The sequence below is a fragment of the Streptomyces sp. G5(2025) genome, assembly GCF_049542075.1.
Lineage (GTDB): Bacteria > Actinomycetota > Actinomycetes > Streptomycetales > Streptomycetaceae > Streptomyces.
Map to the genome: position 1 here is coordinate 3,441,509 of NZ_JBMUZT010000006.1, position 14,677 is coordinate 3,456,185.

At 71.6% G+C, this 14,677-nt stretch carries 18 protein-coding genes; 12 read left to right on the forward strand and 6 right to left on the reverse strand.

Features of this window, described 5'->3' with window-relative positions; genetic code table 11:
- Window position 1: 1 nt before the first annotated feature.
- The 5 genes from ACOBQB_RS26325 (at window position 2) to serC (ending at window position 4,720) form a co-directional block, all read left to right on the forward strand.
- A complete protein-coding gene (locus ACOBQB_RS26325; RefSeq protein ID WP_423598772.1) occupies window positions 2–358 on the forward strand; it encodes a DUF742 domain-containing protein in 357 nt (118 codons plus the stop codon).
- Window positions 339–986, forward strand: coding sequence for a GTP-binding protein (locus tag ACOBQB_RS26330; RefSeq protein WP_423594871.1), 648 nt, complete (start codon window positions 339–341; stop codon window positions 984–986). The genes ACOBQB_RS26325 and ACOBQB_RS26330 overlap by 20 nt, the downstream gene beginning before the upstream one ends.
- The gene (locus tag ACOBQB_RS26335; protein ID WP_423594873.1) at window positions 983–2,245 is read left to right on the forward strand and encodes a cytochrome P450; all 1,263 of its coding nucleotides are present in this window, start codon (window positions 983–985) and stop codon (window positions 2,243–2,245) included. Before ACOBQB_RS26330 ends, ACOBQB_RS26335 begins: the two co-directional genes overlap by 4 nt.
- Window positions 2,242–3,492 carry a cytochrome P450 family protein gene (locus ACOBQB_RS26340; protein ID WP_423594875.1) on the forward strand — a complete coding sequence of 417 codons (1,251 nt, stop codon included), beginning with the start codon at window positions 2,242–2,244 and terminating at the stop codon, window positions 3,490–3,492. The genes ACOBQB_RS26335 and ACOBQB_RS26340 overlap by 4 nt, the downstream gene beginning before the upstream one ends.
- Window positions 3,493–3,601: 109 nt before the next feature.
- Window positions 3,602–4,720, forward strand: coding sequence for a phosphoserine transaminase (gene serC / locus ACOBQB_RS26345; RefSeq protein ID WP_423594877.1), 1,119 nt, complete (start codon window positions 3,602–3,604; stop codon window positions 4,718–4,720).
- 81 nt (window positions 4,721–4,801) lie between these two features.
- On the opposite strand, the gene ACOBQB_RS26350 is transcribed toward serC, so the two are convergent.
- Window positions 4,802–5,632 (reverse strand): ABC transporter permease, encoded by an 831-nt coding sequence (locus ACOBQB_RS26350; RefSeq protein ID WP_423594879.1) that lies wholly within the window; start codon window positions 5,630–5,632, stop codon window positions 4,802–4,804.
- Complete coding sequence (locus ACOBQB_RS26355) at window positions 5,629–6,624, reverse strand: ATP-binding cassette domain-containing protein (protein ID WP_423594881.1); 996 nt, start codon at window positions 6,622–6,624, stop codon at window positions 5,629–5,631. The genes ACOBQB_RS26350 and ACOBQB_RS26355 overlap by 4 nt, the downstream gene beginning before the upstream one ends.
- A 122-nt stretch (window positions 6,625–6,746) precedes the next feature.
- Here ACOBQB_RS26355 and ACOBQB_RS26360 point away from each other — a divergent pair, with 122 nt between their 5' ends.
- Window positions 6,747–7,508: a TetR/AcrR family transcriptional regulator gene (locus tag ACOBQB_RS26360; protein ID WP_423594883.1), complete on the forward strand. Its 762-nt coding sequence runs from the start codon at window positions 6,747–6,749 to the stop codon at window positions 7,506–7,508.
- Between the two features lie 84 nt (window positions 7,509–7,592).
- On the opposite strand, the gene ACOBQB_RS26365 is transcribed toward ACOBQB_RS26360, so the two are convergent.
- A complete protein-coding gene (locus ACOBQB_RS26365) occupies window positions 7,593–8,615 on the reverse strand; it encodes a WD40 repeat domain-containing protein (protein ID WP_423594885.1) in 1,023 nt (340 codons plus the stop codon).
- 86 nt (window positions 8,616–8,701) lie between these two features.
- Here ACOBQB_RS26365 and ACOBQB_RS26370 point away from each other — a divergent pair, with 86 nt between their 5' ends.
- The gene (locus ACOBQB_RS26370; protein WP_423594887.1) at window positions 8,702–9,424 is read left to right on the forward strand and encodes a GDSL-type esterase/lipase family protein; all 723 of its coding nucleotides are present in this window, start codon (window positions 8,702–8,704) and stop codon (window positions 9,422–9,424) included.
- On the opposite strand, the gene ACOBQB_RS26375 is transcribed toward ACOBQB_RS26370, so the two are convergent.
- Window positions 9,405–10,283, reverse strand: a complete 879-nt coding sequence (locus tag ACOBQB_RS26375; protein WP_423594889.1) for an MBL fold metallo-hydrolase — start codon at window positions 10,281–10,283, stop codon at window positions 9,405–9,407. The two genes, ACOBQB_RS26370 and ACOBQB_RS26375, sit on opposite strands and share 20 nt — an antisense overlap.
- A 129-nt stretch (window positions 10,284–10,412) precedes the next feature.
- Between ACOBQB_RS26375 and ACOBQB_RS26380 the strand changes: the two genes are divergently transcribed.
- Entirely contained in the window at window positions 10,413–11,336 is a 924-nt protein-coding gene (locus ACOBQB_RS26380) for an AraC family transcriptional regulator (protein ID WP_423594891.1), read from the forward strand.
- 10 nt (window positions 11,337–11,346) lie between these two features.
- Here the strand turns inward: ACOBQB_RS26380 and ACOBQB_RS26385 are convergent, their stop codons facing one another.
- Window positions 11,347–11,754 carry a hypothetical protein gene (locus ACOBQB_RS26385; RefSeq protein WP_423594893.1) on the reverse strand — a complete coding sequence of 136 codons (408 nt, stop codon included), beginning with the start codon at window positions 11,752–11,754 and terminating at the stop codon, window positions 11,347–11,349.
- A 77-nt stretch (window positions 11,755–11,831) separates the two neighbouring features.
- Between ACOBQB_RS26385 and ACOBQB_RS26390 the strand changes: the two genes are divergently transcribed.
- Entirely contained in the window at window positions 11,832–12,647 is an 816-nt protein-coding gene (locus ACOBQB_RS26390) for a helix-turn-helix domain-containing protein (RefSeq protein WP_423594895.1), read from the forward strand.
- Complete coding sequence (locus ACOBQB_RS26395) at window positions 12,644–12,859, forward strand: DUF397 domain-containing protein (RefSeq protein ID WP_423594897.1); 216 nt, start codon at window positions 12,644–12,646, stop codon at window positions 12,857–12,859. Before ACOBQB_RS26390 ends, ACOBQB_RS26395 begins: the two co-directional genes overlap by 4 nt.
- A gap of 67 nt (window positions 12,860–12,926) precedes the next feature.
- Here ACOBQB_RS26395 and ACOBQB_RS26400 read toward each other — a convergent pair whose 3' ends face one another.
- Window positions 12,927–13,436, reverse strand: coding sequence for a carboxymuconolactone decarboxylase family protein (locus tag ACOBQB_RS26400; protein ID WP_423598774.1), 510 nt, complete (start codon window positions 13,434–13,436; stop codon window positions 12,927–12,929).
- Between the two features lie 33 nt (window positions 13,437–13,469).
- Here ACOBQB_RS26400 and ACOBQB_RS26405 point away from each other — a divergent pair, with 33 nt between their 5' ends.
- Both ACOBQB_RS26405 and ACOBQB_RS26410 read left to right on the forward strand, forming a co-directional pair.
- The gene (locus tag ACOBQB_RS26405; protein WP_423594899.1) at window positions 13,470–13,979 is read left to right on the forward strand and encodes a MarR family winged helix-turn-helix transcriptional regulator; all 510 of its coding nucleotides are present in this window, start codon (window positions 13,470–13,472) and stop codon (window positions 13,977–13,979) included.
- 81 nt (window positions 13,980–14,060) lie between these two features.
- Entirely contained in the window at window positions 14,061–14,645 is a 585-nt protein-coding gene (locus ACOBQB_RS26410; protein WP_423594901.1) for a Uma2 family endonuclease, read from the forward strand.
- Window positions 14,646–14,677: the final 32 nt, after the last annotated feature.

Genomic DNA, 14,677 nt, shown 5'->3' on the forward strand with positions numbered 1-14,677 from the left:
CGTGGGCCGCCCCGGCCGGGACGACTCCCCCGACCGGCTGTACACCCTCACCGGGGGACGCAGCCGGTCGGCGCCCGACGCCCCCTTCGACCTGGTGACCCTCGTCGTCGCCGAGTCCGGCCCGATGCCCGGCATGCAGTCCGAGCACGCCGTGATCCTGCGGATGTGCCGCCTGCCGACGGCGGTCGTGGAGATCGCCGCCGAACTCGGCCTGCCGGTGAGCATCACGCGCATCCTGCTCTCCGACCTGCTGGACGCGGGCCGGATCAGCGCCCGCCACCCCCGCTCGGGCCCCACCCACAGCCTTCCCGATTCCGAACTCCTGGAGCAGGTGCTCGTTGGACTCCGCAATCTCTGAACGCAGCGCGACCGGCGGAGCCGGCCGAAGAGAGCTGACCGCGACCGCCGACAACGGCCTGAAGATCGTCGTGGTCGGCGGCTTCGGCGTCGGCAAGACGACGCTGGTCCGCTCCGTCAGCGAGATCCGTCCCCTCAACACCGAGGAGACGATGACGCAGGCCGGCCGGGGCATCGACGAGACCGGCGGACTGGCGGGGCTCGGCGCCAAGACGGCCACGACGGTCGCCTTCGACTTCGGGCGCATCACGCTCGACGCCCGCAACGTCCTGTACCTCTTCGGCGCCCCCGGCCAGGAACGCTTCTGGTTCCTGTGGGACCGCCTCTTCGCCGGGACCCTCGGCGCGGTCGTCCTCGTCGACACCCGGCGCCTGTCGGACTCCTGGTACGCGATCGACCGCCTGGAGCACCACGGCACGCCGTTCATCGTGGCCCGCAACGACTTCGGCGGGCCCGCGTACACCCCCGAGCAGGTGCGCGAGGCGCTCGACCTCGACCCCGGGGTGCCGCTCGTCGACTGCGACGCGCGCTCCCGGCAGTCCAGCAAGGACGTACTGATCGCTCTCGTGGAACACCTCAAGACGTTGTACGTCGCTCAGCTGAACGCCCCCCAGGAGTACGCCCAGTGACCTGCCCCGTGACCGGCGCCGTACCCGGTCCCGTCCCGCTCTCCGGCCCCCGCTTCGCCACCGAACCCGCCCAGCTGTACCGGGAGATGCGCCGCGACCACGGGCCCGTGGCGCCCGTGCTGCTCGACGGCGGCATACCGGCCTGGCTGGTGCTCGGCTACCGCGAGCTGCACCAGGTCACCACCGACCCGGTGCTGTTCAGCCGCGACTCGGAGCTGTGGAACCAGTGGCCGAACATCCCCGAGGACTGGCCGCTGCTGCCGATGATCGGCCACAAGCAGCCGTCGATCCTCTACACCGTCGGCGAGCGGCACACCCGGCGGGCCGCGATGATCGCGCAGGCGCTGGAGGCCGTCGACCCGTTCGAGCTGAAGGCGCACGCGGAGACGTTCGCGGACGAGCTGATCGACCGGTTCTGCGGCAAGGGCGCCGCCGACCTGATCGCCGAGTACGCGATGCTGTTGCCGGTGCGCGTCCTGGCCCGCGTCTACGGCTTCCCCGACGAGCAGGGCCCCGCGCTCGTCACCGCCATGAACGACATGATCGACGGCCGTGAGCGGGCGCTCGCGGGCCAGCAGCACCTCGCGTCGTCGATGGCGCGGCTCATCGCCGACAAGCACGAGGCGCCGGGCGAGGACGTGGCCTCGTACATGCTGCGGGCACAGCTCACGGACGGAGCGGACGGGTTCAGCGACGAGGAGATCGCGCAGGACCTGATGGTGATGATGGCCGCCGGTCACCAGCCGACCGCCGACTGGATCGGCAACTCGCTGCGGCTGATGCTCACCGACGACCGCTTCGCCGCGTCCCTCTTCGGCGGCCGGCACAGCGTCGCCGAGGCCATGAACGAGGTCCTGTGGGAGGACACCCCCACCCAGAACGTCGCGGGCCGCTGGGCCTCGCGCGACACGCAGCTCGGCGGTCGCCGCGTCCACGCCGGTGACCTGCTGCTCCTCGGCCTCGGCGCCGCCAACGCCGACCCGCAGGTGCGCACCGACGGCTCGGCCCTGACCGGCGGCAACAGCGCCCACTTCGCCTTCGGCCACGGCGAGCACCGCTGCCCCTTCCCCGCCCAGGAGGTCGCCGAGGTCGTCGCGCGGACCGGCATCGAGGTGCTTCTGGACCGGCTGCCCGACCTTGACCTGACGGTGCCCGCGCACGACCTGACCCGCCGCCCGTCGCCGTGGCTGCGCGGCCTGACCGATCTGCCGGTGAGCTTCAACCCGACCCCGACCTCAGCGTTTGGAGACCTCAAGTGACCGACAACCCCGCCAGAATCGCCCTGGACCCCTTCGTCACCGACCTGGACGGCGAGAGCGCCCGGCTGCTCGCGGCGGGTCCCCTCGTCGAGGCGGAGCTGCCGGGGGGTGTGCCGGTGTGGGCGGTCACGCGTCACACGGAGGCCCGGCAACTCCTCACCGACAAGCGGCTGGTGAAGGACATCGAGGTCTGGGGCGCCTGGCGGCGCGGCGAGATACCCGCCGACTGGCCGCTGATCGGCCTCGCCAACCCGGGTCGTTCCATGCTGACGGTCGACGGCGAGGAGCACCGCCGCCTGCGGTCGCTGGTCGCGCAGGCGCTGACGCCGCGCCGGGTGGAGCGCATGCGGAAGCGCATCACGGAGCTGACGGACGGCCTGCTCGACAAGCTGCCCCTGGACGCCGAAGTGGTCGACCTGAAGGCCGCGTTCGCCTACCCCCTGCCCATGTACGTCATCAGCGACCTGATGGGCATCGACGAGGCCGACCACCCGCGGCTGAAGGTCCTGTTCGACAAGTTCTTCTCCACGCAGACGCCGCCGGAGGAGGTCGTGGCGACGCTCGGCGAGCTGGCCGCGATGATGGGCAAGGTCGTGGCGGCCCGCCGCGCGGAGCCGGGCGACGACCTGACCAGCGCGCTGATCGCGGCCTCCGAGGGCGGCGACCGCCTCACCGACGAGGAGATCGTCTCCACGCTCCAGCTGATGGTCGCGGCGGGGCACGAGACGACGATCTCCCTCATCGTCAACGCTGTCGTGAACCTCTCCACGCACCCCGAGCAGCTCGCCCTCGTCCGCGCGGGGCAGGTCGGCTGGGACGCGGTGGTGGAGGAGACCCTGCGCCACTCGACGCCGACCTCGCACGTCCTGATCCGCTTCGCCGCCGAGGACGTACCCGTCGGCGACAAGGTGATCCCCGCCGGGGACGCGTTGATCGTCTCGTACGGCGCGATCGGCCGGGACGAGCAGGCCCACGGCCCGACGGCGGCCGAGTTCGACATCACCCGCACGTCTCCCACCCGCCACATCTCCTTCGGCCACGGCCCGCATGCGTGCCCCGGCGCGGCGCTCTCGCGCCTGGAGGCCGGCGTGGCCCTGCCCGCGCTGTACGAGCGCTTCCCCGACCTCAGCCTGGCGGTCCCGCGCTCGGAGCTCCGCAACAAGCCGGTGGTGACGCAGAACGACTTGTACGAGCTGCCGGTACGGCTGCACGGTGGTTCCGCGAAAACCAGCCCCTCCGGCGATTGAGGAGCGGGGTCCGGGGCAGAGCCCCGAGTCGTCACCACAGCCACGGCAAGCGAATCTCACCCGGCGGACACCAGGGGACCCCCGTGCCCTGAGCCGCTAGGCTCGACCCGTGGCTGAGATCCGGATTCCCGCTGACATGAAGCCCGCCGACGGACGTTTCGGCGCGGGCCCCTCCAAGGTGCGGACGGAGGCGCTGGACGCCCTGGCCGCCACCGGCACCTCCCTGCTCGGCACCTCCCACCGCCAGGCCCCGGTCAAGAACCTCGTGGGCCGGGTGCGCGAGGGCGTCAAGGACCTCTTCTCCCTCCCCGAGGGGTACGAGGTCATCCTGGGCAATGGCGGCTCGACCGCCTTCTGGGACGTGGCGACGCACGGACTGATCGAGAACAAGTCGCAGCACCTGAGCTTCGGGGAGTTCTCCTCCAAGTTCGCGAAGGCGGCGAAGCTCGCCCCGTGGCTGGCCGAGCCGACCGTGATCACGAGCGACCCGGGCACGCACCCGGACCCCGCCGCGGAGGCGGGCGTCGACGTCTACGCCTTCACGCACAACGAGACCTCGACCGGTGTCGCGGCCCCCGTCAAGCGCGTCGCGGGCGCCGACGAGGGTGCCCTCGTCCTGGTGGACGCCACGTCCGGCGCGGGCGGCCTGCCGGTCGACATCGCCGAGACGGACGTCTACTACTTCGCGCCGCAGAAGTCGTTCGCCTCGGACGGCGGCCTGTGGATCGGCGTGTTCTCCCCGGCGGCGATCGAGCGCGCCGAGCGCGTCCACGCGTCCGGCCGGCACGTCCCGGAGTTCTTCAGCCTGCCGACCGCGATCGACAACTCCCGCAAGAACCAGACGTACAACACCCCGGCGCTCGCCACGCTCTTCCTGCTCGGCGAGCAGCTGGAGTGGATGAACTCCCAGGGCGGCCTGGAGTTCACGACCGGCCGCACGGCCGCGTCCTCGCGGACGCTGTACGGCTGGGCCGACGACTCCAAGTACGCGACGCCGTTCGTCACGGACCCGGCCAAGCGGTCGCAGGTCATCGGCACGATCGACTTCTCCGACGAGGTCGACGCGGCGGCGGTGGCGAAGGCGCTGCGGGCCAACGGCATCGTGGACACGGAGCCGTACCGGAAGCTGGGGCGCAACCAGCTGCGGGTGGCGATGTTCCCGGCGATCGATCCTGCGGATGTCGCTGCGCTGACCCAGTGCGTTGATTACGTGATCGAGAAGCTGTAGCTCGTCGGTTCGTGAAGTGCGGGCGCGTGGGGGGCTGGTCGCGCAGTTCCCCGCGCCCCTTACGGGGCGCCCCCCGCGCTCTTATCGGCTCAGCTGCTTGAACTTCCGTACCGCCAGCGGCAGGAAGACCAGCGAGATCACCACCGGCCACACCACGGCCATCAGCACCGCGTGCTGTTCGACCCAGCTCCCGCCCCCCGCTCCCGGGTTGCCGAACAGCTCCCGCGTGGCGGTGCCCGTCGACGAGACCGGGTTCCACGCGGCGACCGGGGCCAGCCAGGCCGGCATCAGGGACGGCGCCACGAAGACGCTGGAGATCATCGTCAGCGGGAAGGCCACCGCGTACAGGCCGCCCGCGGCCTCGGGCGTCGGCACGACGAGGCCGAGGAAGACGCCCACCCAGATCAGGCTGAACCGCAGGAACAGCAGCAGCCCGAAGGCGAGCACGGTGTCGAGGAACCCGGCGCTGGAGCGCCAGCCGATGGCCAGCGCGGTCAGCGCGAGGATGGTCAGCTCCGCGCAGGCCACGACGAGGTCGGCGACGCCCCGCCCGGCCGCGACCGCCGAGGGGGCCATCGGCATCGAGCGGAAGCGGTCGATGACGCCCTTCGAGGCGTCGGTGACGACGGCCATGGCGGTGTTCATGAAGCCGAAGGCCATGGTCATCACGAACATGCCGGGCATCAGGAACTGCTTGTAGTCGCCGTCGTCCCCGCCGCCGGGCACCTTCATGGCCTCGCCGAAGACGAAGCCGTACAGGAGTACGGAGATGATGGGGAAGCCCAGTTGCCAGGCGATGGTGACGGGCTGGCGCAGGAAATGCGTGAGGTAGCGCCGGGTGACGTTCACACAGTCGGCGAAGGCCCAGTAGAGCCGTCCGTGCGAGGTGTCGACGGTGAGGGCGACGCTCATGCCGCGACCTCCTTCCTCTCCAGGGGGGCGGTGGGTTCGGCGGCCTCGGAGGGCTGACCGGTCAGGCGCAGGAACACGTCGTCCAGGCTGGGCCTGCGCAGGCCGATGTCCTCGACGGCGACGCCCTCGTCCTGGAGGGTGCGCGCCACGTCGGTGAGGGCGGCGACGCGGTCGGTCACGGCGGCCTGCACGCGGCGTTCGACGTCCACGACGAGCGGTTCGCCGGCGCAGACCCGGGTGACGGCCCGCACGGCGGCGGGCAGGTCGGCGGCCTCGCGCACCACGACGTCGAGGTGGCTGCCGCCCACGGTGTTCTTCAGGCCGTCCGGGGTGTCGTCGGCGATGGCCCGGCCCCGGTCGATAACGGTGACGCGGGAGGCGAGCCGGTCGGCCTCCTCCAGGTACTGGGTGGTGAGCAGCACGGTGGTGCCGCCCGCCACCAACTCCCGCACGGTGTCCCACACTTCGAGGCGGCTGCGCGGGTCGAGCCCGGTGGTCGGCTCGTCCAGGAAGAGCACGGCGGGCGCGAGGATCATCGAGGCGGCGAGGTCGAGCCTGCGCCGCATGCCGCCGCTGTACTGGCCGGCGCCCTTCTCCGCCGCGTCCTGGAGGTGGAACTGCTCCAGGAGCTCCTCGGCGCGCAGGGCCGCGCGCTTGCCGCCGAGGTGGAAGAGGCGGCCGAACATCTCCAGGTTCTGCCGGCCGGTGAGGATCTCGTCCACCGCCGCGTACTGCCCGGTGAGGCCGATGCGGCCGCGGACCGTGGCCGCATCGCGGACCACGTCGGCCCCGGCGACCTCGGCGCGGCCGCCGTCCAGCCGTACGAGTGTGGAGAGGATCCGCACGGCGGTCGTCTTGCCCGCGCCGTTGGGGCCGAGCAGGCCGTGCACGGTGCCCTGCTCGACGTGGAGATCGAAGCCGTCCAGGGCGTACTTGTCCCCGTAGCGCTTCTGGAGCCCTTCGGCTCGTACCGCGAAGCCGTTCCCGTTCATCGCCCGCCCTCCGGTTCTGCGGCACCCGTTCTGGGTACGCCGTACTCAGTTGAGAGTACACCGTACCCAGTTCGCTCGGGTACACCGTACCCAGTTTCTTTCGCGGCGATTAGGGTGAGGACATGACGAGCACGAACGGCGGCGACGACCGGCGCACCGGCAGTGACATCTCCCGGAGCCTGGAGCTGCTCTGGGACGAGGGCGCGCGCCCCACGCGCGGGCCCAAGCCGGCCCTCACCCTGGATCGGATCGTCACCGAGGCGGTGCGCCTCGCGGACGCCGAGGGGATCGCGGCGGTCTCGATGCGCAGGCTCGCCACGGAGCTGGGGACGGGCACGATGTCCCTGTACCGCTACGTCCCCGGCAAGGGCGTCCTGCTCGACCTGATGCTGGACCGCGTCTACGCGCCGCCGGAGGAGGACGCTCCGTGGACGGGCGGCTGGCGCGAGGGCGTCGAGACGTACGCCCGCGAGACCCTCGTCCGCTACCGCCGCCACCCCTGGCTGCTCCACGTCAACCAGGCCCGTCCGGTGCTCGGCCCCGGCGCGGTCGGCGGCCTGGACCGGACCCTGTCACGGGTCAGGACGATGGGCCTGACCGATCCCGAACTGATCGGCGTCATCGTGATGGTGGAGGGGTACGTCACCGGGGCCGCCCGCACCCAGGTGCACGAGATGGAGGCGGCGCAGACGACCGGCCTGTCGGACCAGGCGTTCTGGGAGGCGCAGACGCCGACCCTCGACCGCGCCATGCGCAGCGGCCGCTACCCCACGCTCGCGACGCTGTCCCACGACGCGTTCGGCACGGACTTCGACCACTTCGAGTTCGGGCTCCAGCGCCTCCTGGACGGCCTGGACGTCATGGTCGCCCGGCACGAGACGTGACCTTCGAAGGCGTGACCTGCGAGGCGTGACCTGCGAGGCCTGACCTACGAGGCGTCGCCTGGAAGGCTCCGGCCCTCCGGGCCCTCAGCGCCTGCGACGCAGCAGCCGCTTCAACCCGAAGAAGGCGAGCAGCACGGCGGCGGCGGTGATCGCGCCCGTCTTGAGGTTCCCGCCGATGCCCCCGGCGCCCGACCCGCCGCGGTCCGCACTCGCCCCGCCCGACCCCGGACCGGAGCCGCCGCCCCCGCCCCTGCCCCGCACTTCCACGGGTGTGACCTGGCTCTGCGCGCCCTCGGTGCCGTACATCAGGGTCGTACCGTCCGGGGTGTACGTGACCGACTCGCCCTGCCGCTGGAAGGGCACGCTCAGCCGCCCTTCCCGCTCGGGCTTCTTCCCCGCGCCCTGCCAGGCGAAGGAGGTCCCGCCGAAGTACCCGCGCAGGGCCAGCTGTTGACCGTCGGGCGAGAAGGTGCCGTCCGTCACCCACAGGTCGGTGGCGGCGATCTTCTTGAAGACGTTCGTCCCGGAGGAGGACATCTCGGCGGGCCCTTCGTAGAGGCTGCCGCCCTCCTCCTTCTTGTCGGCGATGTAGATCCGCCCGGTCTTCGGATGCACCATCAGCGCCTCCGCGTCCCGCGCCCCGTCCTCGTACTTCACGACGTACTGCGTGGCGCGCACCGTCTGGTCCTTCAGCGTCTTCGGCTCGGGCAGCTGGTAGATCCACACATTCGGCCACGTGCCGCCGAGGTTGTCGCCGATGTCCCCGACGTAGAGGTTGCCGTCGGCGCCGACCGAGATCGCCTCCACGTCGCGGGGCGCGCCGATCCCGCTCATGGTGACCGTGGCGACGGTCTCGCCGGTCCGTGAGTCGACCGCGTACAGGTAGGCGCCCTTGTCCTGGTCGTTGTGCGTCCAGTAGACGCCCGGGTGGGCGCGGGAGGCGGCCAGGCCGCTGGACTCGACGATCCGCGGGTCCTTGACGGTGAACCCCTCGTGGCCGTCGGCCGCGGCGGGCGCGGCAGACGCAGAAGACACAGAAGACGCAGCCACGGCGAGGAGCAGCACGGCACCGGCGAGGACAGACGGAACAGCCCGAAGCGAACGCATGCGCCCAAGCGTGCCATCCGGCGCCGCCGCCCGGCGTGCTCAGCCTCACATCGCAGGTGCCGGGGCTGATCGGCCATGATGTGCGGATGCTCAGGTTCATGTTCGTCGGCGACTCGATGACCATCGGAAGCGCCGGGGAACACACCTGGCGCCACCGGATGTGGCGGCACCTGTGCGACACCCTGGGCGCCGGGGAGTTCGCCGTGGTGGGCCCGCGCAGCGCCCTCTACGACAAGGCGGCGGGAGAGCCCCTCTCCCACGACTACGCCGACGCGTCCCCGGACTTCCCCCGCCACCACCTCGCGGGCTGGGGCGAGGGCTGGCTCCACATGGCCCCGCGCATCGCCGGCGCGCTGACCCGCGACCCCGCCGACGTCCTGCTGGTCTCCCTCGGCCTGATCGACCTCGGCTTCTACACGAACGCGGAGCAGACGGCGGAGAACGTCCGCGCGTTCGTCGCGCGGGCCCGCTCGGCGAATCCGGGAATCCGCCTGGTGCTCCTGCCGGTGATACCGAACATCCGGGCCGCGTCGGACGCGCCGTTCGCCGCCGAGGTCGCCCGCTTCAACGACCTCCTCGCGAAGACGGCCGCCGACCTGGACACGGGCCGCTCCCCGCTGCTCCTGGCCTCGCCCCCGCCCGCGTACGACATCGCTCTGGACACCTACGACGGTACGCACCCCAACGCGAGCGGCGAGCACAAGCTGGCCGGGGCCTTCGCGGAGGCGATGGCGCAGGCCTGGGGCATCGGCGGCCCCTACGCGCACCCGCCCGTGCCGACCGGGGCGCTCATGCGGCCCACCGGCTGATCGCGAACCGCCCGCCCGCGCGCCGCACTTCGGCCGCGCCCGCTCCCCGGAAGTGCGCCGGGACGACCAGCTCCCGCTCGTCCGCGGCCCGGCCGAGAATCCGCACCCGGGTTTCGGCGGCCTGCCTCGGGTCCTCACAGAGACAGCTGCTGTGCGCGGGTTCGAGGATCTGCACCGGGGTGTGCAGCAGGTCGCCGACGAAGACGGCCCGGTCACCGCCCGAGGCGAGGCGCAGGACGGACGAGCCGGGGGTGTGGCCGGGCGCGGCCTCCAGGGTGAGGTGGGCGTCGATGCGGTGCGTGCCGCTCCACAGCAGCGTCCGCCCGGCCCGGTCCACCGGCGCGACACTGTCCGCGAGGACCGGGTCACGGCTCTCCTCGTCCGCGCCCCGGGGGCCGAAGTGGGCGTGGTCGGCGGACGGCATGAGGTAGGTGGCGTTGGGGAAGGACGGCACCCACTCGCCGTCCCGCTCCCGGGTGTTCCAGCCGACGTGGTCGGCGTGCAGATGGGTGTTGACGACGACGTCGACGTCCTCGGGGCGCACTCCGGCGGCGGCGAGCCGGTCGAGGAAGTCGGTGTCGAGGTTCTCGAAGTGCGGCGCGCCCGGCCGTACGCGTCCGTTGCCGACCCCGGTGTCGACGAGGACGGTCCTCCCCTCGCTCCTGAGCACCCAGGTCTGTACGGCGGCCATGACCCGGCCGCTGCCGGGGTCCCAGAAGTCGGGCGCGAGCCAGTCCTCGTTCTCGCGCCACCGCTCTGCGGGCACCCCGGGGACGAGCGCGGCGGCGGGCAGGAAGGGCGCCTCCAGCTCCACGACCCTGCGGACCTCGACCTCGCCCCACGTCATCTTCATGTCCATGCGTTCGACGGTAGGGAGGCGTGATGAGCGCCTCAATGCCCGTAAGCCTCGCACGAATACGCGTACGCCTCACACCCGTCCGCCTTCCCCCTCCCGCTCCCCTGGCCACTCCCCTTCTACGCTGCTCCCATGGACGTAGTCAGCGACGCGATCGCGGCCGCGCGGGTCGGGCGGCCCGACGCCCACCGGGTGAGGGCCGCCGGCCCCTGGTGCACCCGGCTGCCCGCCTACGACGGGGTGGGCTTCCACGTGGTCCTGGACGGCGGCTGCCGACTGCTGCCGGACGACGGCGGGACGCCGCTCACGCTCGCCACGGGTGACGCCGTGCTGCTGCCGCGCGGCACGGGCCACGTCCTCGCGGACTCATCGGCCGACGAGCGCACCGTGGCACGGGCGGTGCCCTTCGAGCGGTGGCGGCAGCCGACGGACGCGGGCGGTGAACAGCCTGGCCCGGCCTCCGAGTTGCTCTGCGGCAAGTACCGCTTCGACCGCCGCCACGCGCATCCGCTGTTCGCCGAGCTCCCGGAGGTCGTGCACCTGCCCCGGCGGGCCGGGCGCCACCCGGAGCTGCGGGCGGCGATCGACCTGCTCGGCCGTGAGACGGGCGAGACGCGCCGCCCCGGCGCGGACGTCGCCGTCCCCGGCCTCCTCGACCTGCTCCTCGTCTACATGGTGCGGGCCTGGACGACGGACCACGCGGCGGGCCCGGGGTGGCCCGCCGCCCTCGCCGACCCGGTGGTGGCCGAGGCCCTGCGCCTCCTGCACTCCTCCCCCGAGGCCCCCTGGACCAACGACACCCTGGCATCCCGCACCGGCGTCTCCCGCGCCACCCTCGCCCGCCGCTTCACGGACCTGGTGGGCCGCGCCCCGATGACGTACCTCACCTGGTGGCGCATGTCCCGGGCGGCCGCACTCCTGCGCGACACGACGGACCCGCTGGAGGCGGTGGCCCGCCGGGTGGGCTACGGCTCGCCGTACGCCCTCTCCCACGCGTTCACCCGGACGTTCGGGGTCACGCCGGGGCGCTACCGGGCGCGGTACGGCTCGGGTTGAGCGCCGCCGCCTACCCGGCCGCCACCACCGCCTCCCGCAGCAGCTCCGCTTCCACGAACGGCACGTCCGGTGTCGGCCGCGACCGCCAGTCCAGCGGCCACGTGTAGCCGTCCAGCGCGGGCACCCCGACGTACGCGAGGCTTCCCGCGCCCCGGCCCAGCGCCCGCGTGCCGACCGGCCAGGCGTACGTGTGCGCCGTGCCCGGAGCCAGCAGGAAGTACAGGTGGTGCCCACCTGTCGCCTCGCGGACGATGGGGCCCGCGCGGAAATCGGTGAACCGCATCAGCTCGTAGGCGACCTGCTCGCCCGACGCGCCGCCGATCCGTACCGCGTCGAAGTGGATGCCCGCGTGCCGCAGGGCGTGGCCCGTGGCCGGGATCCAGTCGTGGACCCTGACCGGTGAGGTTTCCGAGTTCATGAACCAAATGCTCTCGGCCGCTCACATACTGTGACCAGGGCTGCGCGAGGGACGTGCGGGGCCGTGCACTTGGGGAGGTGGCTGTGCGCTCCGGTGAACGTGGTTCGGAGTCGTTCGGCGCGCTGCTGCGGTTCTTCCGTGAGCGGGCCGCAATCACTCAGGAGGTGCTGGGCACGCATGTCCAGTACTCGAAGTCGCAGGTGGCGATGGTGGAGCGGGGGGAGCGGGCGCCCAAGGGGAAGTTCGTCGAGATCGCGGATGAGGTCTTGGGTGCACAAGGTGCACTGGTGCTGCTGGCGGAGAAGGAGTTCGGGGCGGGTGGCCTCCGGCCGTGGACGGAGGATTACCTGGCGGAGGAGAAGAAGGCGTCCGCCCTTCACGTCTACCAGAGCCATGTCATCCCCGGATCGCTCCAGACCGAGGCGTATGCGCGGGCGGTCTACAGCTGCAACTGCTACCCAACGCTGGACGACGACGAGATCGAGAAGCGGGTTACGGACCGGATTGCCCGCCAGCAGCTCTTCCGGCGCAAACCCCCTCCGAACGTCAGCTACGTGCTTGAGGAGAGCACGCTCACCCGGCCCACCGGCGGCCCACAGGTCCTCAAGGAGCAGCTGCATCACATCCTCGGCATCGGGCGCCTGCGCCATGTCGAGATCCAAGTCATGCCACACCACCGGCAAGTCCACGCCGGGCTGAACGGCTCCATGATCCTCTTGGAGACAGCCGAACGCCGACAGCTCGCCTACGTAGAAGGCCCGAGTGGCGGCTACTTCGTAGGCGAACAGCCTGACGTGGGAGACCTGTTCGGCAAATATGGCATTCTGCGGGCACAGGCTCTCGACCCAGAGGAGTCCGCGAAACTGATCAAAGAGGTGGCAGCTTCACTATGAGCAAGAGCCTCGCTTGGTTCAAGAGCAGCTACAGCGGCGGCGAGGGCGAATGCCTGGAGCTGGCCGCTACCCCCACCGCCATCCACATCCGCGACTCGAAGCACGGCACGGGAACCGGAACCGGAACCGGAACCGGCCCCACCCTCCACCTCTCCCCCGCCGCCTGGACCGCCTTCCTCCCCCACGCGACGGCTTTGGTCACGCACCGCTAGCCGACTGGTGACGGTAGCGGGCGTACTGCGGCGGCTGATGTACCGCCGCCGTTGACCGGGCCCGGGGTCAGGCCGCCGCCCGCGTCAGCCGGTTCGCCAGCGTCGACATCGTGTACGTACCGATGCCGAGGACGACTTCGAGGGCGTTCCGCTCGGTGTGACCGTGGGCCAGGAACGCCGCCAGTTCCTCGTCGCCGACACCGCCCGCCGTCGCCAGCACGGCCAGCGTGAACCGCCGTACCGCTTCGAGGCGTTCGTCGTCGAGCGGCCGCTGCTCGCGCAGGGCCGCCACCAGCTCCGGGCCCGCGCCCAGCTTGCGCAGCTTGCCCGTGTGCAGGTCCACGCAGATGTGACAGTCGTTGCGGACGGCGACCGTCATGATGACGACCTCGCGGGCCACGGGCTCCAGCGTCGTACGGTCGAAGGCGGCGCTCAACTCCAGGAAGCCGTTGAGGAGTTCCGGCGACTCGGCCAGCCGCGCCACGGCATCCGGGAGGCGCCCGAAGGCCCGCGACACCCGCTCCATGGCGGGGCGGGACGCGGCCGGCGCGCTCTCCACGGTGTGCTCGGTGAACATGACGGACACGGCGTACCCCCTACTATCGACAACATGGTTGACGATGCGAAGGTAAACCAGGTTGACGAAGTGCGCAAGGGAAACGGCCGGGGCTACGAGCTGCCCCTCCTTCTCTTCGCCGGCTTCCGCACCCTCATCGACCGCCTCCACGCCGAACTCGCCCGCCAGGGCCACCCCGACCTCCGCCCCGCCCACGGCTTCGCGATGCAGGCCGTCGGGGCGGCGGGCGCCACCGCCAGCGAGGTCGGCCGCCGCCTCGGCGTCTCCAAGCAGGCCGCGGGCAAGACCGTCGACCGGCTCGTCGCCCTCGGCTACGCGGCCCGCACCGACGACCCCGCCGACGCCCGCCGCAAGCTCATCCGCCTCACCCCGCACGGCGTCGACGCGCTGCGCCGCTCGGCGGTGATCTTCGAGGAGCTGCGGGCGGAGTGGGCCGCGTCCCTCGGCACCGACCGGCTCGACGACCTGGAATCCGGCCTCCGCACGGTCGTCCCCCCGGAGGCGTTCCGCCTCGACGCGGCGGGGTGGCTCGGCGGTTCGTGACCGGACGTGACCTTGCCTCCGTGCGTATCGTTGTACTGCGCGGCTGCCCGTCCCAAGAGGCAGCCGGGGAGGAGCGCCACGATGACTCTTGTGGACGACAGGATCAAGATGGCCGACAACAACACCGCGCGTCTGGACGAGATGTTCGAGGCGCTTGAGCGGGGGCCCTTCCTCGAGGGATACAAGATCGACATCATCGAGGGGGCCGTCCACATGACGCCGCAGCGGGTCAACCACTGGGACATCACCCTGGGCATCATCGAGCAGTTGAGGACCAAGTATCCGCGTCGGCGCACGCTGTCCGACGTCCGCATCGACTACCCCGGTGAGCTGAATGCCTTCTGCAGCGACGTGGCCCTGGTCGCCGAGGGAGCCGAACGCACGAAGCAGGGCGGATTCCTCTGCGACGACGTCGAGTTCGTCGCCGAAGTGATCTCCCAGGGCACGGGCTCGAACGACTACGGCCCCAAGAAGACCGGTTACGCCACCGCCGGAGTCGCCGTCTACCTCATCGTCGACCCCTACCAGGGCAAGTGCCACGTCTACACCCGGCCCAGTGACGGCGACTACCGCGTCCACACGACCGTCGACTTCGGCGAGAAGGTCGACCTGACCCACACCTTCCTCGGCCTCACCCTCGACACCTCCGACTTCTGCCGCGACTGACCCGGACCCCCTTGCCTAGAGCGCACTCCACC

Excerpts from the sequence above, each read along its gene's own strand:
- ACOBQB_RS26350 (WP_423594879.1), bottom strand. The coding sequence starts at position 5,632 with ATGAGCGTCGCCCTCACCGTCGACACCTCGCACGGACGGCTCTACTGG.
- ACOBQB_RS26355 (WP_423594881.1), bottom strand. The coding sequence starts at position 6,624 with ATGAACGGGAACGGCTTCGCGGTACGAGCCGAAGGGCTCCAGAAGCGC.
- ACOBQB_RS26360 (WP_423594883.1), top strand. The coding sequence starts at position 6,747 with ATGACGAGCACGAACGGCGGCGACGACCGGCGCACCGGCAGTGACATC.
- ACOBQB_RS26365 (WP_423594885.1), bottom strand. The coding sequence starts at position 8,615 with ATGCGTTCGCTTCGGGCTGTTCCGTCTGTCCTCGCCGGTGCCGTGCTG.
- ACOBQB_RS26370 (WP_423594887.1), top strand. The coding sequence starts at position 8,702 with ATGCTCAGGTTCATGTTCGTCGGCGACTCGATGACCATCGGAAGCGCC.
- ACOBQB_RS26375 (WP_423594889.1), bottom strand. The coding sequence starts at position 10,283 with ATGGACATGAAGATGACGTGGGGCGAGGTCGAGGTCCGCAGGGTCGTG.
- ACOBQB_RS26380 (WP_423594891.1), top strand. The coding sequence starts at position 10,413 with ATGGACGTAGTCAGCGACGCGATCGCGGCCGCGCGGGTCGGGCGGCCC.
- ACOBQB_RS26385 (WP_423594893.1), bottom strand. The coding sequence starts at position 11,754 with ATGAACTCGGAAACCTCACCGGTCAGGGTCCACGACTGGATCCCGGCC.
- ACOBQB_RS26395 (WP_423594897.1), top strand. The coding sequence starts at position 12,644 with ATGAGCAAGAGCCTCGCTTGGTTCAAGAGCAGCTACAGCGGCGGCGAG.
- ACOBQB_RS26400 (WP_423598774.1), bottom strand. The coding sequence starts at position 13,436 with ATGTTCACCGAGCACACCGTGGAGAGCGCGCCGGCCGCGTCCCGCCCC.
- ACOBQB_RS26405 (WP_423594899.1), top strand. The coding sequence starts at position 13,470 with ATGGTTGACGATGCGAAGGTAAACCAGGTTGACGAAGTGCGCAAGGGA.
- ACOBQB_RS26410 (WP_423594901.1), top strand. The coding sequence starts at position 14,061 with ATGACTCTTGTGGACGACAGGATCAAGATGGCCGACAACAACACCGCG.